Source organism: Brevibacterium album DSM 18261, assembly GCF_000426445.1.
GTDB classification, from domain to species: domain Bacteria; phylum Actinomycetota; class Actinomycetes; order Actinomycetales; family Brevibacteriaceae; genus Brevibacterium; species Brevibacterium album.
Genome location: NZ_AUFJ01000013.1, coordinates 109,632 through 129,501 on the forward strand (window position 1 = coordinate 109,632; position 19,870 = coordinate 129,501).

Annotated in this window: 13 protein-coding genes; 12 read left to right on the top strand and 1 reads right to left on the bottom strand. The window is 73.9% G+C overall.

Going from position 1 to position 19,870, the window contains the following annotated elements:
* The first annotated feature begins 110 nt into the window (after positions 1-110).
* Both K318_RS23750 and K318_RS21150 read left to right on the top strand, forming a co-directional pair.
* The gene (locus tag K318_RS23750) at positions 111-2,759 is read left to right on the top strand and encodes a helix-turn-helix transcriptional regulator (RefSeq protein ID WP_156913931.1); all 2,649 of its coding nucleotides are present in this window, start codon (positions 111-113) and stop codon (positions 2,757-2,759) included.
* Positions 2,756-5,770: a LuxR C-terminal-related transcriptional regulator gene (locus K318_RS21150; RefSeq protein ID WP_051297876.1), complete on the top strand. Its 3,015-nt coding sequence runs from the start codon at positions 2,756-2,758 to the stop codon at positions 5,768-5,770. The genes K318_RS23750 and K318_RS21150 overlap by 4 nt, the downstream gene beginning before the upstream one ends.
* A 52-nt stretch (positions 5,771-5,822) precedes the next feature.
* Here K318_RS21150 and K318_RS0110860 read toward each other — a convergent pair whose 3' ends face one another.
* Complete coding sequence (locus tag K318_RS0110860) at positions 5,823-6,965, bottom strand: YkvI family membrane protein (RefSeq protein WP_051297877.1); 1,143 nt, start codon at positions 6,963-6,965, stop codon at positions 5,823-5,825.
* A 450-nt stretch (positions 6,966-7,415) separates the two neighbouring features.
* On the opposite strand from K318_RS0110860, the gene K318_RS21155 reads away from it, so the two are divergent.
* The 10 genes from K318_RS21155 (at position 7,416) to K318_RS0110910 (ending at position 19,720) form a co-directional block, all read left to right on the top strand.
* Entirely contained in the window at positions 7,416-8,975 is a 1,560-nt protein-coding gene (locus tag K318_RS21155) for a tyrosine-protein kinase domain-containing protein (protein ID WP_051297878.1), read from the top strand.
* The gene (locus K318_RS21160; RefSeq protein ID WP_084500055.1) at positions 8,953-9,615 is read left to right on the top strand and encodes an arsenate reductase/protein-tyrosine-phosphatase family protein; all 663 of its coding nucleotides are present in this window, start codon (positions 8,953-8,955) and stop codon (positions 9,613-9,615) included. The genes K318_RS21155 and K318_RS21160 overlap by 23 nt, the downstream gene beginning before the upstream one ends.
* 44 nt (positions 9,616-9,659) lie before the next feature.
* Complete coding sequence (locus K318_RS21165) at positions 9,660-10,364, top strand: sugar transferase (protein ID WP_051297880.1); 705 nt, start codon at positions 9,660-9,662, stop codon at positions 10,362-10,364.
* Between the two features lie 39 nt (positions 10,365-10,403).
* Complete coding sequence (locus K318_RS21170) at positions 10,404-11,378, top strand: glycosyltransferase (RefSeq protein WP_084500058.1); 975 nt, start codon at positions 10,404-10,406, stop codon at positions 11,376-11,378.
* Positions 11,378-12,325, top strand: coding sequence for a glycosyltransferase (locus K318_RS21175; RefSeq protein WP_211233324.1), 948 nt, complete (start codon positions 11,378-11,380; stop codon positions 12,323-12,325). Before K318_RS21170 ends, K318_RS21175 begins: the two co-directional genes overlap by 1 nt.
* Before the next feature lie 4 nt (positions 12,326-12,329).
* Positions 12,330-13,607 carry an EpsG family protein gene (locus K318_RS0110890; protein WP_156913933.1) on the top strand — a complete coding sequence of 426 codons (1,278 nt, stop codon included), beginning with the start codon at positions 12,330-12,332 and terminating at the stop codon, positions 13,605-13,607.
* Positions 13,604-14,851 carry a hypothetical protein gene (locus tag K318_RS21180; RefSeq protein WP_156913935.1) on the top strand — a complete coding sequence of 416 codons (1,248 nt, stop codon included), beginning with the start codon at positions 13,604-13,606 and terminating at the stop codon, positions 14,849-14,851. The genes K318_RS0110890 and K318_RS21180 overlap by 4 nt, the downstream gene beginning before the upstream one ends.
* A gap of 71 nt (positions 14,852-14,922) precedes the next feature.
* Positions 14,923-17,229, top strand: coding sequence for a MurT ligase domain-containing protein (locus K318_RS25245; RefSeq protein ID WP_051297883.1), 2,307 nt, complete (start codon positions 14,923-14,925; stop codon positions 17,227-17,229).
* Entirely contained in the window at positions 17,226-18,209 is a 984-nt protein-coding gene (locus tag K318_RS0110905) for a phosphotransferase (protein WP_029089510.1), read from the top strand. The genes K318_RS25245 and K318_RS0110905 overlap by 4 nt, the downstream gene beginning before the upstream one ends.
* On the top strand, positions 18,206-19,720 hold the full coding sequence (locus tag K318_RS0110910; RefSeq protein WP_029089511.1) for an oligosaccharide flippase family protein: 1,515 nt from the start codon (positions 18,206-18,208) through the stop codon (positions 19,718-19,720). Before K318_RS0110905 ends, K318_RS0110910 begins: the two co-directional genes overlap by 4 nt.
* The last annotated feature ends 150 nt before the right edge of the window (positions 19,721-19,870 follow it).

The window sequence follows — 19,870 nt, forward strand, 5'->3', positions numbered from 1 at the left end:
GGGGAGGATCGACGCGGATCCTCCGCTCCGTGCGGCGGAACGCGCGGAGGAGCCGGCGCTGGGAGACGCGCGCGGAGGAGCCCGTGCGAGGTGTGAGTCCGGAGGTGCGCATGGATGCGAGCGGCGGGACGGGAGGATCCTCCCCGAGCGCAGTCGTCGCACGCCTGGCCGCGCACTGCCGTGAGCACCGCGGCGCACTCGTGGCCATGACGGGGTTCGTCGGGGCCGGCCGGCGGCACCTCCTGCCGGCGCTGGCGCAGGCGCTCGGCGGGGCAGGAGCCCCGGTGCCCGTGCGGGAGTGCGTCTCGCGGCGGATCGGCCCGGATTCGCCCACCCGCCGCTTCGAGGTCCTGGACGAGCGTCCGGAGGTCTCGGCCGCCGCCGCCCTGCTGACGGTCCGGTCCGATTCCGACAGCCGCCCGCCACTCCTCTTCGCCTCGCACGCGGACCTCCTCGACGAGGATTCGCTCCGCGTCCTGGACGTGCTCGTCCGCAGCGGCACGCACACTGTCGTCCTCGCAGCCCTGGAGCCCCCGCAGCGCTACCGGGAGGAACTGGGCTCCCCCTCCGGTCTCGTCGAGCACCTGCGCGCGCTGACGGCTGCGGACGCGAGCGCGGTCGTGGAGCAGCGCACCGGCTTCCCGCCCACGCCGCATGCGCTCGCCTACCTCATGCAGAGGTCGGGCGGCCTGCTGGGGCTGCTCCACGCCGTCGTGCAGGTGGGGATGCGAGAGCAGTGGCTCTTCGGGATCGAGGGCCGCACCGTCATCGCGCGCCCGCCGCTCTGGCTGGACCGCAGATGGGCCGCCCGCTTCCGCCGCGGCTACGAGGACCTGGTGAGCGAGCAGGGACTGGCCCTGCTCGAGCGCGCCGCCCTGCTGGGACGGATCCCGCTGCGCGAGGCCATGGCGGATGCGCGCGCCCGCGCTGCCGTGGTGAGTCTGGAGCGGGCCGGGGTGTGCGAGATCGCAGGAGGGGCTCTGCGCATCCGCCAGCCCGTCGTCGCGGCCGCCTTCGAGCTGACGGGTGCGCCGCGGCAGACGGAGGAGTGGCGGCGTGCGGTCGCTGAGGACGTGCCGGACCGCTCGGCGCTCATGGCGCTGGCCTCGGGCGTCGCGGTGGAGCCCGAGGAACTCGGCCGCGGCGCGGTCCTCGACCATGCGCGGGGGAACCTGCACCGGGCCTATGCGCTGCTCGGGGCCGTCGCCGCGCCCGGACCGCGCACCCACTTCGCGCGGGCCACCATCGAGGCCAGCGCGGGTCGGCCCCGCCGCGCGCTGCGCACCCTCCGCGGGGCGGCCGAGCGCGCCGAGGCCGCCGGGGACGCGGTCGCCGCCGCCGAGGCCGAGGCGGTCGCCCAGTTCCTCGTCGCCACGGGCTTCCGACTCGAGGAGGTCGAGTTCGCGCCGCGGCCGCGCGTGGACGCCTCGCTCCTGGGGCCGGGCTCCCGCGGGCTGTACCGGGCGAGTCAGGTGATCCGCGATTTCGACTCCTTCCTGTGGGAGGTGCACCGGAGGGCGCTCGGCGAGGAGCCGGGAAACGAGGCACACGGCTCCGATGCGCGCGAACGGCCCGCGGGGAGCACTGCCGGAGAACCGCGCGAGCAGTCGCGGGACGGTGCGCCCGCGGCTCCGCCGACAGCGACCGGGGCGGTGCCCGTGACCTCGCCCGCCGTGCACCCCGTCAGCCTCGGCGACCGTATGATGGGTCGGCGCAGCAGCGAACTCGCCGAGGCCTGCGCGCGAGTGGCCGGTCTGTGCCGGGCGGCGCTGGAGGACCGGCGCGAGGAGGGTGCGGCGCTGCTCGCCGGTCTCGCGGAGGTGCGCTGGGGCGCTCTGCCGAGCCTGGGCGCGACCTGGTGCCTCGAGCGCCTCACCCTTGCGCGGCTGCTGCTGGACTTCGATGCGGACCCCGGCCCGGAGCACTGGCTCTCCGGGGAGTCCGTCGCCGTGCGCCTCCTGGTGGCCGTGCCGATGGCCGCGCACGAGACGATCAGTGCGCTGGTGCGCGGGGAGTCGCTGGCCGGGCTGCGCGAGCGGGTGGACGTGCTGCGGGCCAAGCACGGCACCGATCTTCCCAAGGGCTCCATCACGCTGGCCCTCGTCGAAGCGCTCGGCCGGGTGGCGGAGGATCCTGGGAGAGGCGGGCCGGCCGGATCGTCCGATTCGGAGAGGACGAGGTGGTCCCCGGTGGCGGACAGCGGGCTGGCGGAGCCCGCGGTCAGGCTCGTGACCGAACTCGTCCGGCTGCTCCACGGTCCCGTGGAGGAGCTCGGCCCGGACCGCTTCTTCACGGGCAACCCGTACGGCGTCCTCGTGCGTCGGCTGCTGGTGAGGACCGTGATCATCCGGCGCGCGGCAGCACTGCCGCAGGAGGCCGCCGCCGGACTCGCCGTGACCGGGGAGGAGGCCGGGGTCGAACCGGAGTGGCTCGCGCTCGCCCGGGCGGCCGCCGCCGGCGACGGGGCCGCCTACGAGCGGGCGCGCGCCGAGGTCCGCCGCTCCCATCCGCGGGTGGCTCCGGCGCCGTGGCGGAGCGGCCCGGACGACCGGGGCACGAGGTTCCGGAACGAGCGCATGGCCGTGCTCTCCCGGCGGGAGCAGGAGGTCGCGCGGAGGCTGAGCGAGGGTGCGGCGACGGCGGAGATCGCCGCGGAGCTGGGCGTGTCCGTGCGGACCGTCGGCACGCACATCCGCAACCTCTACCGCAAGCTCGATGTGCACAGCCGCACAGCGCTGCGTGCGGAGATCGTGCTGTGAGCGCCGGCAGCTGGGACTTCGGAGCGCCGGTGCCGGCGATGCTCGGCGAAGCGGCCGCCCGGACCCGTGCGCTCCTGTCCGAGGAGCAGGCCGCCGCACTCGTGCTCCCGGGGCTCTGGGGGCACGAGGGCGTGCGTGCTGCGACCGCGGCCCACAGCGGGGGAGCGGCTCTGACGCTGGAGGGCGGTCGGGGCGGCCCCGAGCCGTACTCCGATCTCGCGGCGGCCCTGACCGCGGCGGGTCGGCCCGCCGGCACCGTGGTGCGGGCGCTGCGCGAATGGGAGGAGCTGTGCGGGGAGGGCGCTCTAGTCCTCGTGCGCACGGCGACCTCCCTCGACGAGGCCACGGCCGCGCTCCTCGCCCGGGCGGTGCGCGTGACATCGCTGCGCGTGTTCGTCCTCATGGCCCATGAGCGCGACCTCTGCCCTCCGCTGCGCGCCCTCGTGCGTGCGGGCGTCCTCGCGCTGCAGCGGGTTTCACCGCTGGGGCCCCAGGCGTTCGCGGACAGGCTGCGCACCGGGGCGGGGCTCACCGGCCCCGGCGCGGTGCTCGACCGGGTGCACGATCTCACCGGCGGGCATCTGGAGCTCGCGGACCGGCTGCTCGCCTCGGCCGCGTCCGTCGGGATGCTGGAGGAGACCGCAGGCGGCTGGCTCTGGTCCTGGGACGAGGGACGGCTCAGGACCGCGCTGCGGCCCGTGTACCCGCAGCTACTCGCGCACTTCGACGGCGACCACCGATTCACAGTCCGGAGCACGGGCCTCGCCGGGGTGCTGCCCGAGGCGCCGGTGGAGGCCGCTGCCGGCTCCGGCGCAGTGCTCGATCTGCTCGACCAGGGCATCCTCACCTGGCGGCACGATTCCGCGCCCGGGCACTCCTCGCTGCAGCTGGCGCCGGAGATGCTGCGGTGGGCTGTGGCCGCGACGACCTCGGCGGCGGAGAACGCGGCGGCCTGGTACGAGTTCGGCGAGGGGCTCGCGACGGCACCCGAGGACCGGGCGGTCCGGACTGCGCTCTCCGCCTGGAGGCTGAGCGTCGAGGCGGGCAGTGCGATCCCGGACGCCGCCGGCTGCGTGCGGACGGCGCTCTTCCACGGCTGGTACCTGTTCGCGGAGCGGCTGCTCACGGCGCTGCCGGGCGGGGCGGCGCCTCGCGGGGCGGGTGAGGCGATGGAGGCGGCACTGCCTCGCGGGGCAGGTGAGGCGACAGGGGCCGAGGCGGCGGGAGCGGCGGGGGCCGAGGCGGCGGAGCAAGCGGCGGCACCGGCCGATCCGGCCGCGCTCGAGGCCCAGGTGCTCCGGGCGGAGCTCGCATGGGCGCAGGGGGAGGTGGACCGGGCGCTGCGCCTGCTGGCTGCCAGCAGTCACCAGCTGTGGCCGGCCGGGCGGGAGGGCGCCCCGGCGGATCCGGGGACTCCGGCGGGCCTGAATGCGCGGGAGGGGTCGGGGGCTCCTGACGACTCGGGGGCACGGGAGGCATCGGGCGCCGGCAGCATCGGCACGGCCGCGCAGGAGTCAGCGCCGGCCCCTGGCGCTGGTCCGCAGGGTCCTCCGGCGGGTCGATTCCTGCTCGGGGGAGATCCCGGAGGGCCCGCCTATGATGCCGCGCTCCTCGTGGGGCAGATCGGGCTCTTCCACCCGGAGCGCGCCCTGGCCGTGGTGCTGGGCGAGGACCCGGCCGCGGTGCTGGGCGAGGCCCCGGCCTCGGCGGCTGAGGTCGAGGAGGAGCGGTTCCGGCTCGGACTGGCATGCGGCCGGGCGGCCGGTCTCACGCTGCTCGCGGATGTCATCGGGCTGCTCCACGAGGGCCGGTGGGAGGACGCCTTCACCGCGGTGCGTCGGAGGAGCCTCGATGTGGGTCTGGAGGAGAGTGCGCTCGCGCGGCTGTGGGTGGGTGCGAGCCTGGGCCTCGGCGGTGCGCACGACGACGGCCGCCACGTCCTCGCCGAGCTGCTGGAGGAGCTGCTGCGGGAGCAGGCGCAGCCCCATCTGGCCGGAACCGTGCGCGGGGTGCTGCTGATCGTCGCGATGCACATGGGCTGGGATCCGCACGAGTTCCTCACGAGCGTCCATCGCACGCATCGGCGCAGGCCCTGGCAGCCCGGGCTCGCCTCCGTCCAGGAGCTGACGGCGGCGGTGCTCGCGATGCAGGACGACAGGATGCTCGGCTGTCTGCACCATGCCCGCGGCGCGCTCGCGGCGACGGCGGATGCGGACCCCTTCGGCCTGCGCCCCGTGGCCCTGGCGATGCTCGCGGCTGCCGCGAGCTATCTGCCGCACCGGCCGGAGGCGGCCTGCGGCGAGCGGGCGAGGGCCGAGCTGCGGGAGCTGGGTCCCGTCCACGGCATCCCCTACCTGCGGTTCTTCGCGCAGGCGCTCGCGCTCGTCGGCAGCGGCCCGCCCACCCTCGAGGTGTCCGAGGCCATCACGGACGTGGCCTGGGCCGCGCGCGAGGCGGGCTATGCCGCGCAGGAGCAGCAGGCGCTCCTGCTCGCGGTGCCCGGGGGGTCGCCCCGTGCACTCGCCGCTGTGCTGGCCGAGGACTGGCAGGTGCACAACGAGAGGGCCGGGATGGTGCGTGCGCTCGCGGTCGCGCTGGCTGCGAGCGCAGACCCCGGGGCCGGGGACGCCGTGCTCGATGCCGCCGAGGCGTTCTTCGCCACGCATTCGCGCTTCCTCGCGCATGTGGTGCTCGGGGCGCGCTGGCAGGCGGAGACGGCCGGGGGCGGGGAGCCCTCGGCGCGTCTCCTCCGCCTCGTGCTCCGCGCACGGGCCGAGGCCGCGGAGTACTCCTGGCTGCTGAGCCGGTTCGCCCAGGAGCTCGACCTGAGCGAGCGGGATCGCATCATCGTGCGGGGGCTGCGCGACGGCGAGCGGACGGGGGCTGTGGCAGGACGCCTGGGCCTGTCCCCGCGCACCGTCGAGAGGCTGATCGCGCAGCTGCTCCACCGCTTCCGCTGCGCCGATCGCCTCGAACTCGTGCGCCTGCTCGAGGGATTCGTGGCGGAGTGACGGTTCCGCCGTACGACGCGCGGGACGTGCGGCTCCCGCAGGCGAGCGCGGCTCAGATGCGCTCGCCGCGTGCGGTCCTCACGACCCTCCCGGCGATCATGATGACCAGCAGCGCGATGCCCACATATCCGTTGATGCTGTAGACGAGCTTGACCATGTCTGCGAAGGGCAGGACGAGCCCCACGAGGGTGCCCGCAGCGGCGAGGGCCACCGTGAGGAGCTTGAAGGGGCGGGTGCGGTCCGGGAAGAAGCGCGAGGAGACCGTCCACAGCAGCGGCACCGCCGTCGTGTAGATCCCGGCGAGGATCATGACGGAGATGAGCCCTGCGACGAAGGGCCCCAGGCCGCCGGCGAGGACGAGCATGGGGATCTGCGCGTCGTGGACCTGCGCGATGCTCGCGAGCAGGCCCAGGCCCACCACCATGCAGGCGAGGGAGAACAGGCCGCCGCCCGCTGCGCCGCCGGCGATCACCTCGCGCCGGCTCTTCGCGGACTTCCCCAGCGCGGCGAGGAAGGCCGCGAGCCACAGCATGCAGAAGCCCACATAGGACAGCGCGTTGAGCGCCCAGTGGGGAGTCGCGTGCGTGACGTCCAGTTCGGCGACCAGGGCATTGCCCTCGACGATCCCGCCGGGGTTCTGGGCGATGCCGTAGACGCCCAGGCCCACCGCGATGACGACGATGACGGGGCCGATCTTCCCGATGATGTCCACGAGGCGGCCCAGGCCGAACCAGACGGTCAGGCCCACGACCACCGCGAGGCCGATCCCGCCGGCGTACTTGGACAGGCCGTAGTGCTCCTCGAACACGGCGCCGGCACCGGACACCATGACGGTGAAGCTGAGGAAGACGAAGAGGATGGAGAACCAGTCGAAGAAGCCGCCCACGTACTTCCCGCAGAAGTGGCGGTAGACCATCGTGGGACGTTCGAACTGCTGGGTCTGGCCCGCGCGGAAGAACTCGACGCAGACGTAGGCCATGAGCGCGAGCACCAGCAGGCCCGTGCCGAAGATCCCCCAGAAGCCGTAGGAGGCGAAGTACTGCAGGATCTCCTGCCCCGTCGCGAAGCCGGACCCGATCAGCAGGGCCAGGATCGCCCCGGCGTAGGTGAGGACGCGGAGCGGACTGGCCTTCTCCCGCGTGTTCAGCCCTGTTGTGCCGGTCCGGGCCGTGCAGGTCTGCGATGTTTCAGCCATGAACGTCCTTGCCCGGGCGGTGAGCTCTCTGTCGAGGTGTCTGTGCCGGCTCCGGCTGGAGAGCTCCACTGCTCGTCGTGTTGATATCTCACTGATGTATCAGACGTCACATACGCTAGCTCCGAATGTGACCCGCGCCAAATCCGCCTGTGTTGGAGGGGCTTCCGCACCGTGCGGGATCGCGTAGGAATGCGTAGTCGCGCTCAGGCATGCAGGTGATCTCACGTAGAGGGCGCGCCCAGATTGCGCAGGAAATCGTGCGCCCCGCGCAGCGATGACGTACGGAGACCGATGCTCCGACCGCTGCCGCGTCTATAGCGTTCATCGCACATTTCCCCAACCGAAAGTTGCAGCCCCCCCCCCCAGGGGCCGAGCGGGCAAGCGCTTCAGCGCCCGCGCCTTCCGGTCGCACAGCGCTGACGCGAGCACGAGAAGCAGGAGCCGCACGCCATGCCCCATTCCCCTCCGGACGATCTGCGGCCGCAGGCCGGTCCGCGGCAGGCCTCCGCATGGCGGGCGAGACGTCCGGAGGGGAGGCACAGCCGGGACGAGACCGGGGTGCTCGGCCTCAGCGACTACCTGCGCATGGTCCGCCGCCACCTCGCGATGGTCATCGTCATCGTGGTGGCCGGCCTCTCTGCCGCCGTCGCCGCCGTCCTGGTTCTGCCGCCCCGCTACGAGGCGACCACCGAGCTCTACGTCTCCGCTCTGGGGGACTACCGGAACACCGACGACCTCGTCCGCGGCTCCGAGTTCGCCCGCAAGAACGTGGAGAGCTACGTCCGCGTCGCGACCTCCGACAGCGTGCTCGATCCCGTGGTCGAGGAGCTGGGGCTGCGGGAGAGCGGCCGCGAGCTCGCCGAGGACGTCGAGGCGGACGCGGACGACGACACCTCACTCGTCTCGATCACCGTCACGCGGCCGGACCCGGGGGAGGCAGCCGGGATCGCGACCGCCGTGGGCGAGAGCCTCACCCGGGTTGTCGAGTCCGAGCTCGAAGGCGCCCGCGCGGGCGAGGCGGCCGGCCTCGTGAAGCTCACGACGGTGCAGGCGGCGGTGCCGCCCGCCGAGCCTTCCGGCCCCGGCACCCTCGTCCTCCTCGCCGCAGGTCCGCTGGCCGGCCTCGTCGCAGGGGTGGGTGCGGCGGTGCTCCGCGCGAGTCTCGACACCCGGATCCACCACCCCGACGACATCGCCGCGGTCACCTCCGTTCCGCTCGTGGGCGAGATCGCCTATGACAGGGAGGCGAAGCGCGCCCCGCTCACGGTGCAGTCGCGGGAGCCGAGCGCCCGGGCGGAGTCCTTCCGCGCCCTGCGCACCAACCTCCGCTTCCTCACCGCCGACCGGTCCGGCGGCGGCAGCGTCCTCGCGTTCTCCTCCGGCAGCCCGGGCGAGGGGAAGTCCACGACCGCGTGCAACCTCGGCATCGCACTCGCCGAGGCCGGCTCGCGTGTGGTGCTCGTCGACGGCGATCTGCGCCGCCCCAGTGTGGCCGAATACATGGGCATCGAGGGCGGAGCCGGACTCACGGACGTGCTCATAGGCCGATGCGAGCCCGAGGACGTCCTCCAGGGCTGGGGCGGCCGCGAGTTCAGCGTCCTGCCCAGCGGGCGGGTGCCGCCCAACCCCAGCGAACTGCTCGAATCCCCGGCCATGGCCGGCCTCTTGGCGGAGCTGCGGCGCCGCTTCGACTATGTGCTCATCGACTGCCCGCCCGTCCTGCTCGCGACGGACGCCACCGTGATGGGCAGGAACGCCGACGGCGTGCTGTTCGTCGCAGCGGCCGGATCGACCCGCGGACGGGCGCTCAGCGACGGACTGCGCGCCTTCGAGACCGCCGGGGCGCGGGTCAGGGGCGTCGTCATGTCGATGTCCCAGCGCAGCGCCTCGCGCGTGTACGGCTACCGGGACTATTCGCCCCGACCGGACCCGCGCACCGCGCCCGCGCACCTGACAGAACCGAAGCCACCGACGAGATGGATCGAACATGAGAACGCCGAACAGCAGTAGCCGCCGCACGGACGACTTCGTGCTCCTCCTGCTCTGCACGGGGAACATCTGCCGCTCGCCGCTGGCCGCCCTCCTGCTGCGGCGCGGTCTCGGCGATCTGCCCGTCCGCGTCCGCAGCGCGGGGACCGCCGCACACGACGGCAGCCCCATGACCGAGCCGGCCCAGCGGACTGCCGAGGCCCTCGGCCTGCGGACGGCCCGCGAGCACCGGGCCCGGCAGCTGACGCTCACCGACCTGCTCGAGGCGGACCTCGTCCTCGGCCTGGCACGGGAGCATCGCCGGGAGGCGGCCGAACTGCTGCCGAGCGCGAGTCGGAGGATCTTCACCCTCCGCGAGTTCGCCCGGCTCTCCGCCGCTCAGGAGGCTCCGGCCGCAGTGACGGGGCCCGAGGTGGCGGACCCGCGGCTCCATGCCGTCGCCGGCCTGCGCCTCGGGGTCGAGTCCGTCGCGCGGACCCGCGGTACCCTGCCGCCGCCGGCGGACCCCGCCGAGGCCGATGTCCTCGATCCCTACCGCGGCGGCGCCTCCGCCTACGAGCGCTCCGCCCGGCAGATCGTGCCCGCGGTCGAGGCCGTGGCCGAACTGCTGCGGCGGTCCGCCGCCGGCCGCACGGAACAGCTCTGGGCGGGACTCTCGTGATGCTCCGGCAGATAACGCGGCCCGGAGGGGAGGGCACTGCCCGCATGCGCGAAGCCGCTGACGCTGAGGACGTCCGGGACACCGCGCTGGCGCTGCGGGACACCTCTGAGCACGCGCTCGCCGGGACGGCCCCTCCGCGACCGGAGGGGCCGGCACGCGCCCTCAAGCGCATGCTCGACGTGAGTGGAGCGCTCGCGGGCCTCCTCGCGCTCGCACCTCTCCTGCTGCTCCTGGGTCTGCTCGTGCGGCTGGACAGCCCGGGTCCGGTCCTGTTCACGCAGCAGCGGGTGGGCGCACACGGGCGTCTCTTCCGCATGGTCAAGTTCCGCACCATGGTCCCTGACGCGGAGGCGCGCCTGCCGGAGCTGCTGGAGTCCTCCGACGGCAACGGCCTGCTCTTCAAGATGCGCAGCGACCCCCGCGTCACCCGGATCGGGACCTGGCTGCGGAGGTTCTCCCTCGACGAGCTGCCGCAGCTGCTCAACGTCCTCGCCGGCGACATGTCGCTGGTGGGTCCCAGGCCGCCGCTGCCGCACGAGGCGGAGCGCTTCACTCCCGTCATGCGCCGCCGCCAGCGGGTGCGGCCGGGCATGACCGGCCTCTGGCAGGTGAGCGGGCGCAGCGACCTCGGCCAGGAGGAGAGCATCCGGCTGGATCTGAGCTATGTCGACCACTGGTCCCTGGGGCTCGACCTCGTCATCCTCGCGCGGACGTTCCGCGCTGTCGTCCGAGCAGAAGGGGCGTACTGATGAAGCGCATCCTCCACATCACCGAGTGCTTCGCCGGCGGTGTCAAGCGCGCCATCGAGGCGCGGGTCGGCGCCACCCCCCCACTACGAGCACCATCTCCTGCATTCGGGCGATGAGGCAGTGGATCCGGGGACGCCCTGGACCTCGGTCACCGCCCTGCCCGCCGGCCACCTGCCTGCCGTGGCGGCGATCCGGCGGACGGTGCGGCGGCTGCGCCCCGATGTCGTCCACGCCCATTCGAGCTGGGCGGGCTTCCACAGCCGACTGCTGGAGCTGCGCTGCCCCGTGGTCTACGAACCGCACTGCTTCAAGTTCGACGATCCCGGTGCCTCCCCGCTGGCCCGCTGGGCCTACCGCACCGCCGAGCGCGTGCTCGCCCGCCATACGGCGGCCTTCGGCACGCTGTCCCAGCACGAGGCAGCACTGATGCGCGGTCTCGTGCCGTCCGCGCAGACAGTGCGACTGGAGAACGTGCCCAGCATCGCCGCGGCGGCGGAGCATCCGTCCTTCGGCCGGCAGCGGGACACGATTGTGATGATCGGCCGGCTGGTGCCGCAGAAGGATCCTGAGTTCTTCCTCCGGACCGTCGCCGCGATCCGCGAACGGGACCCCGGCCTGCGCCCGGTGTGGGTGGGCGACGGCGCACCGCACTACCGGGAGATGCTCGAGGCCTCCGGTGTGGAGGTCACAGGCTGGCTGGGGCCCGAGGAGGTGCGCGCCCGCCTCGTCGACGCCGTCTACGTCCACACGGCCGCCTATGAGGGACTGCCGCTGAGCATTCTCGACGCCGCGGCGGCGAACGCGCCGATCGCGGCTCGCGCCATCCTGTCCGTCCGGGATCTGCCCATCGTGCTGGAGTCGACCCCGGAGACGCTCGCCGAGGCCGCCTGCCTCCTCAGCCGCCCGGGCCACCGGCAGAATGCGGCGCTGCGCGGCAATGCGAGCATCCGGCGCGCGCACAGCCTCGAGCGGCTGGGCGCCTCGCTGTCGCAGCTCTACGAGGCGGCGGCGTGATGCGCGCCGCCGAGGGGCAGGCCGCCGAGGTGCGGGGGGCCGTCTGCCTCGTGCTCGCCTATTTCGAGGAGGGCGAGGCGCTGCGCACCTCGCTGGCCTCCGTGCGGCTGGAGGAGGGGGACTCCGTCGTGGTCGTCGACGACGGATCGCGTCGTCTGCCTGCCCGGGACTTCTGCCCTGAGACGGCCGGCGGGGCGCCCGTGCGCCTCGTCGAGCTCCCCCGCAACCGCGGGGTGGCGGTCGCCGCCCGTACGGGAGTGGCCGCCGCTCCGCCCGAGGCCGCATACATCGCCAGACTGGACTGCCGGGACGTCTGCTCCGCAGAGCGGTTCACGCTGCAGCGCGCCCATCTCGACGCCCATCCGGAGTGCGGGATCGTGGGCAGCGCGGTGCGCTTCCGGGACCCGGCCGGCCGCCACCTCTACACCCTCGTCCAGCCGACGGAGGACGCGGCCATACGTCGGCGCATGCGAGTCAACTGCGCCTTCACGCAGCCGGCGGTGATGTTCCGCCGCTCCGCCTACGAGGCCGCGGGCGGCTACTCGGAGGACTACCCCTGGGCGGAGGACTACGCACTCTTCCGCGCGCTGCTGCGGGTGAGCGCCGGTCACAACCTCGCCTCTTCCCTCGTGGCCTGCACGACGATGGACGGGGGCATCTCGCAGCGCCATCGCCGCAGGCAGCTGTTGACCCGGATGCGGATCATCCGCGAGCACTGGGACTGGCACCCGGGCTCGGCCTACGGCCTGCTGAGGGCTGCGGCGCAGCTCCTCACCAGCCGGAACCTCACGAGCCGCGTCCGGCGGGCAGACGATCGCCTGCGCGGTGGGTCCGCTCGCGCGCAGATCGGCGGCCTCGAAGGGGCTGAGCCGGGTGCCGTCCGGAATGTGGGGTCCACCGGCGCCTCGGGTGCGGTGCACGGTGCCGAGGGCCGGAGAGGCGGCTGAGACCATGCAGGTCTATCTGCTGAGCGCGCTCGCCGCCCTCGTCGGCGGGAGGGTCGGCTCCGTGCCGGGGCTGCGCCTCCTGTGGTGGGTGCTCCCCACCGGTGTGCTCGTGCTGCTCGCGGCCGGACGCGGCGAGGAGGTGGGCACGGACACCAGCATGTACCACCGCTTCTTCCGGGAGGTGGCCCCGAACTCGCTGGCCGATTCGCTCGAGCGCATCCCCCAGGAGGCAGGCTATGTGACCCTCATGTACGTGGTGCGTCAGTTCACGGGCGACTTCCAGGTGTTCCTGCTGCTCTGCTCCCTCCTCACCGTGGTCCCGGTGCTCATGGCGATCCGGAGGGCGAGCTCCATGCCCGTCCTCTCCCTGTTCCTCTACATCGCCCTGTCCTACTACCTGCTGTCGTTCAACGGGATCCGGCAGTCCATCGCCGTCTCCCTCGTGCTGCTGGCGGAGACCCACCGGCGCAGCAGCCGGCTCACCTGGCTGCTGCTCCATCTCCTCGCCCTGAGCTTCCACATCTCCGTCCTGCCGGTGTTCCTCCTCATACTCGCGGCGCGGTGGCAGTCCGCGCGCCCGGGCCGGCTGCTGGCACTCGTGCTGGGAGCCTCCGCGATGGGAGCCGCACTGTTCGGAGTGCCTGTGGTGGGCAGGGTCCTGTCCCTCCTCAACAGCCGCTACGACGAGTACCTCTCCACGGAGGAGGGCGCCGGCCTGGGCACGGTCCTCGTGCTGGCCGTGCACGTGGTCATCGCCGTCTGGCTCATCCTGAGCATCCGTGCGGCCCAGGCACGGGCCGAGGAGGACCGGGCGCCGTACTCGGAGACGCTGCTGCGCGAGTTCACGGCGATCTACCTGCTGTCCTGCGGCATACTTGTCCTCGCGACCTCCAACTGGGTGGTGGGTCGGCTCGAGCCGTATTTCGGCATCTTCGCGATCCTGGCCCTGCCGCATGCGCTCACCGCAGCCCGTCCCCGTCACGCGCTGGGCCTCCTCGCGGCACTGGTCCTCGCCGCCTCCGTGCACTTCGCATTCCACACCTCCCGCTACAACGAGCTCCTGCCCTATGAGCTCGGCGCGGCAGCGATCGCCGGAGGCTCCGAGGCCGGAGCGCATTCCGGGACCGAGGCTGCCGCCGGAGCGCTCGCGCAGGGCACGGAGGAGACCGGAGCGGTGGTGCCCGCGATAGGGGGCGCGCCCGCTCGGGCGGAGCCCCCTGCATCCCCGGAGCCTCTTCCGGAGGTCGTCCTCTCCGCCCGGGCCGCAGGGAGGTCGCTGTGATGCTTCGCGATCTGCTGCGCCGACCGCGCCCGCCCCGAACGCGCCACCGCCTCCGGGCGTTCGCCCTCGTGTGCGCGGTCCTCGTCTGCCTCACTCTCCTGGCGGTGTGGACGGTGCGCCTCTCCGCTGACCTCTCGGCCGTCCGTCCCTGGCCGGGTGCCGCGGAGGTCGCTCCGGCGGCTCAGGACGGCCTGTTCCCCAGCGATCTCAGCGGTCTGTCCTTCGCAGCGGATCCGGGGACGGAGACTCCGGGCCGCGCGGGCAGCGGTGGCGGCGAGGACGCGGTGTCGGAACGGCCCGCCGCGCTCTGGGCGGTGCAGAACAGTCCCGGACTCCTCCACCGGCTGGGCCACCGGGCCGGTCGCTGGGAGCCGGATGCGAGCTGGAGGCTCGCCTACGCCGATGGTGCCGGCGCCCCCGATGCCGAGGCGGTCGCCGTCCTCGCGGCGGCCTCGGCGACGGGAGGACCCGGCGTCTACGTCGCGAGCGAACGCGACAACGACGCCCCGGATGCTTCGTCGCTGACGGTCCTCCGCTACGCGCCCGGGCGTTCGGCACCCGATGCGGAGGCCGCCGCGGCCGCGGGGTCACCGGGAGAGGCCGTCGAGGAAGACCTCCCCGTCCTCACCGCTGCCGCCGAATGGGACCTCACGGGGGACTTCTTCCTGCCGCCGGAGCCCAATGAGGGTTTCGAGGGAATCGCCTTCGTCCCCGATGCCCACCTCGTGAAGAGGAAGCTCACGGACGAGACCACGGGCGAGCGCTATGACCCGGACGGCTACGGTCCGCATGCCGGGGGCGTGTTCTTCCTCGCCCGGGAGGACACCGGCGCGATCTACGGATATGTGCTCGAGGACTCGGGCGCGGCAATCCGGATCACCGCTGTCGACAGCGGTCTGCCGCGGCTCGCCGAACTCGAGTACGAACCGGACACCGGCCTGCTGTGGGCGGTGTGCGATGACTCCTGCGAAGGCGAGTCCGCCGTCCTGACCGTGCGCCGCAGCACCCCGGGACCTTGGGGATGGGAGCTGTGGGGCCGGCGGCAGACGGGCGAGCTCCAGCCCGTCGCCCGCTACGCCCGGCCGGCCGACATGCCGGACACCAACAACGAGGGCTTCGCGCTCGCCCCGGCAACGGCCTGCGCCGATGGCCTCCGACCCGTCTACTGGGCCGATGACGACGCCTTCGAGGCGCAGGCGCTGAGAAGGGGCGCGATCAGCTGCGAGCGCGGGCGGAACCCGTGAGAACTGCTCCCCTTGCCTCCCCGGGCACCCGGCATACGAGAGAAGACCTGAGAGAAGAAGGACCCGCACACATGCACTCCTCCACCCGCCCAGTCGCACAGTCTGCGCCCCCGCACATCGCGGTCCCGGCCTTCCCGGTCGTCCGACCGCTGCGCGCGCGGGCCGTGGGGTTCGCCGCCCGTCTCATCGCTCGCACCTCGCGGGCTCTCGGCTGGGGGAGCGGCACGATGACCGGCGGCCGCCTCGCACTCCGCCTCGACTCCGGCGCGCTCGCGCGGCTGGGTCTGGGGCGCACGCATGTGCTCGTCACCGGGACGAACGGGAAGTCGACGACGAGCCGTCTGCTCGCCGCGGCACTCACCGGGACCGGACCGGTCGCCGAGGGCACGGGTGCGAACCAGATCCCCGGCCTCGTCGCAGCGCTGGCGGAAGCGCCTGCGGGGGCGATCGTCGCGCTGGAGACGCGGGAGAGGGACGTGGGAACCGTGCTCGCCTCCCTCCGCCCGGCCGCGCTGGTCCTGCTCAACCTCAGCAGCGAGCACGCGGACCGGCCCGACGAGGCTGCAGAGCTCGAAGCCGCGCTGCGCGCCCGGATCGCGGCGCATCCGGACGTCGTGCTCATCGCGAACTGCGATGACGTCCGCATCGCCTCGGTCGCCGCCGCCGCGCCTGCTGTCGTCTGGGTCGCCGCGGGCATCGGCCGCGAGGGCCCGGTGCGCAGCTGCCCGCGCTGCGGCGCGCTCATCCTGGCCGCTGCCGCACCGGGAACCGCTGCCGATCCGCATCCGGACTGGCGCTGCTCCGCATGCTCGTTCTCCCGTCCCCGTCCGCACTGGTCGCTCGACAGGGAGGGCGGCGGCCACGTCCTGCGCGGCCCGGAGGGCTTCTGCGCGCCGCTGACCCTGCAGCTGCCGGGCGAGGCCAATCTGGGCAATGCGGCGCAGGCCGTCGCCGCGGCAGTCGCCCTGGGCGCAGAGCCCCGCACCGCCGTCGCGGCGGTTGCGCAGGTGCACGGGATCGGCGAGCGCTACAGCACGCTCGAACTCGGGGAGCACCGCCTGCGGCTGCTGCTCGGCAAGAACCCGCCCGCGGCGCAGGAAGGCGTGGCCGCAGCCTCGCCGGAGGCTGCTGGGACGGTCATAGTGCTCAACGCGCAGGGGGACGAGACTCGCGACACGGCCTGGGTGTGGGACGTGGACTACAGCGCACTCGGAAGGCAAGGCCGCGCGCCCGCAGCCTCCGGGGCCGCGCGGCCTGACCCCGATGCCGAGGAGGCGCCCCCGCTCGTGCTCGCCGCGGGGGACCGGGCCGCAGATCTCTCCGTGCGCCTCACCTATGACGGCGTGCCCCACGTCGTCGAGACCGATGTCCTCCGGGCGGTCGCGCGGTGCGCACCCGGCGGTGTGGACGTCCTCGTGCCCGGGGTCGACACGATGCAGGCGCTCATGCGGGAGGCGACGGCCGCTGCCCGCCGGGGCGGAGTGCCGCTGTACGGTTCCCGTGTACGCGCTCGTTCGCTGCCGCTGCCGCTGCCGATGCCGTCGACGGGACCGGACCGGCCCTGCGCGGCGGTGCCCGGCGGCAGGGGCGACGGCCGGACGGTGCGGATCGGGCTCCTGCTCCCGGAGCTGCTCGCGGCCTCGGGCGACCGCGGCAACGCGCTCGTCCTGCGCGAGCGCTTGCGGTGGCGCGGCTTCCGCGCCGAGATCCTCCCACTGGGCTTCGACGACGCGGTCCCCGCCGATCTCGACCTGTGCGTCCTGGGCGGAAACGGGGGAGAGGAGCAGCGGCTCGCGGTCGCACACCTCGGAGGCTCCCGGGGGTTCCTGGCCGCAGCGGAGTCCGGTGTGCCGATCCTCGCGGTGCGTGCCGGAGCCCAGCTGCTGGGAGAATGGTTCGAGGACCGTGCAGGCCGCAGGCATGCGGGCCTGGGTCTGCTCGACGCCGTGTTCCCTCTGGCCGCAGGCGCCGCTGGGGCCGGCGACAGCGTCCCCGCACCCCGCGGGAGGCGCACCGGTGCCGCGCGCACCCGTGCGGGTGCGCTGCCCGCTGCCGGAGAGGTCGTCTGCTCCCCGCTCATGGACGAACTGAGCTCCGCGCTCAGCGGGGTGGTCCCGGGCACGCACGACTGGGTGCGCGGGAGCGGCTGCGCGCCGCTGGGCCGCGTGCTCGGCAGCGGCCGTGAGCCCGCCCGGGTCGAGGGGGCGGTGCAGGGAGGCATCATCGCCACGGACCTCCAGGGCCCCGTCCTCGCCCGCAGTCCGGAGCTCGCCGACGTGCTGCTGGCCCGGGCGCTGCGATTGGACCCCTGCGCGCTCACCCCGCTCGACATACCCGCTGTCGACTCCCTGCGCGGGGAGAGGCTGACGGCGGTATGAGCGGTGCCGCACCCGGCCGTGCCCCGGCAGAGACGATCACCGTGCATGCAGACGACGCGGACGGCCGCCGGCGCAACCGTCTGGAGGTCTACGGCAGGCGGTGGGCCGCCGCACAGGGAGTGCCCGTGCCGCAGGTCATCGAGGCAGCCGAGGACGGCTCCCGATTCGTGGGCCGGCGGATCCGTGCGCTCCCGTCCGAGGGACGGGCCTACGTCGACGCCGCCCTTGAGTCGGCAGCCCTCATCGCTGCGGGGGCAGCCCCGCGGCCGCCGGCGCCCGCGACCACCTGGCGTCATCCCGACCGCAGGCGGACGGCGGTGAGAGCCGTGCAGCTGGCGGCAGCGGGGATCAGCCCCGTGCGCTTCGCCGCGGCCCGGGCAGCGGCGAACCGGCTGCCGTCCGCAGTGCCCTCCCACTTCGACTTCCACACCGGCAACGTCCTGCTGTCCGCGGCAGCTCCCGGTCCGGCCGCTGCAGGCACGGACGCCGCTGCCTTCGTCATCGACTTCGAGTACCTGCGCATGGGCCCGGCGCACGCGGATGCGCTGCGGCTGCTCACGACCGTGCCACGGGCGGAGGACGCCGAGTACGGCCTCGATCTGCTGCTGCGCACGGCACCGGCGCGGGAGTGGCCGGGGATCGCTGCGCAGCTGCGCTGGCTCGCGCTGCGTCCGCTCGCCGAGTTCATCACCGCAGAGGATCCGCAGGATCCGCATCGTGTGGCACGGGCGCGCCGCCGCTGGGCACTCGGACGGGCCTGGGCCCAGGACATCGAACGCGCCCACGGCCTGGCCTCCCGCAGAGCCGGGGCCGCCCACCCCAGCCCGCCCAGACGGACCGCAGTCCCCTCTTGGGCCGTCGCGGTGGACGCCCTGCCCGCCGGCGGCTCCCCGCGCGGCCGCCGGCCGCACGGCGATCTGCCGGGGGCCTTCTCTCCGCCGTATCCGCATGCGCATGCACCCGAAGGCGGGTGCCCATGAGTGCCGGCACCGGCACGGCAGGACGCGAGCGCCGGCTCGCGGCGGCACTCCTCTCCCTGGCCGGCGGCGAGGTGGCGGGCAAGGTGCTCACGCTCGCCACCCTCGTGCTCGCGGCCCGCGCAGTGGGGATCGAGGGCTTCGGCCTCCTCACCTTCGGCATGGGGCTGGGCACGCTGCTGGCGACGCTGCCCTCGCTGGCACCCTCGGCGAGGATGGTTCAGCTCGTGGGCCGGGATCTCAGCACGCTCGGCGTCCGCCTGGCCGCCCTCACCGTGCTCCGCTGGGCATTCACGGTGCCCGCGGCGGCACTCGCGGTGCCGTTCGTCCTGCTGCGTCCCGAGGCCGCGGACCGCTGGGCGCTCGCGCTCATGGTCGCGGCGGCCCTGCTGGACAACACGCTCAAGGTCTGGCTCGCGGCCTGCACCGCCCTCGACAGGCAGGCGGCCACGGCGGCGGTCCTCGTCGCCCAGCGCCTCGTCACGCTGCTCCTCGTGCTCGGCGCTCTCACGCTGCATCCCACCCCCGTGACGGTCGCGGCGGCCTTCGTCCTGGGAGCGCTGTTCGCCAACGCGGCGATGGCCCGGCTGGCCCGCAGGTTCGGGGCCCGGGCAGCCTACCGAGGGCTGCGTCGCGAGCACTTCCGCGAGCTGCTCGCGGCGGTGCCCGTCTCCGGAGCGAGCAGCATCCTCGAGGCAGGCCTCGCCCGTCTCGACGTCATCCTCCTCGGGCTGCTGGCGGGGGACGCGGCAGTGGGCGTCTACGGCGTGGCCCATCGGCTCATGGAGACGGCCCTCTTCGTGAGCTGGTCGCTGGCCCGTGCGCTCACGCCGGACCTCGTGCGCGCCCGGGACGGGGCCGAGCTCGGTCCGCCGCTGCGCCTCGGGCTGGTGCTCCTGGGCGCGCTCTACGTGCCCTACGGAGCGGTCCTCGCCCTCGCCGGGGACCGGCTCGCAGCGCTCCTGTTCGGCTCCGGCTACGAGACCGGCGGGGTGCTGGCCCTCCTGGCGGCGGCCCCGCTGCTGTTCGGGATCGCGCACTTCTCTCAGGTGGCGCTCTTCGCCCGCCGTCCCGACCCCCTCGTCCCGCTCGCCCTGCTCCTCGCCCTCACCGTCAACCTCGGGCTCAACCTCGTCCTCCTCCCGCACCTGGCAGCGGAGGCCGCAGCACTCGCCAAGACCGCCGCCTTCGGCGTGCAGGCCGCGGTGCTGGGACTCGGACTGGCCAGGCTGGCTCCGATCCCCGGCCTCGTCCGCGGGGCTGCGGTCACGGTCGCTGCCGCTGCGTGCGCCTGCCTGCCGCTGATCGCGGTCCTCCCGCGGGTGCCCGCTGTGCTGCTGCCGGTGCTCGCACTCGCGGGCACTGTGTACTGTGCGCTCTGGTATCTGCTGTGCCGTCGCTTCGACCGCGAGACCGCGGCGTGGATCGGGAGAGCGCGAGCGGGTGCTGCCGGCACTGGTCCGATCGCGGCTTCGCCCGCTTCCGCCCGGACCGCGGGGGAGGTGCGGAGATGAGCACGCGCGCCGCGTATCCCCTCGGGAGACGGCCCCGGAATCGAGCTGGAGGCACGAGCGTTTACCCCCGCGGACGCCGGAGGTCCTCATCCGCGGCCACGCCGCTTAAAAGAGGCGAGTATCGTAGCCTCGGAGCGTCTGAGCGGTGGT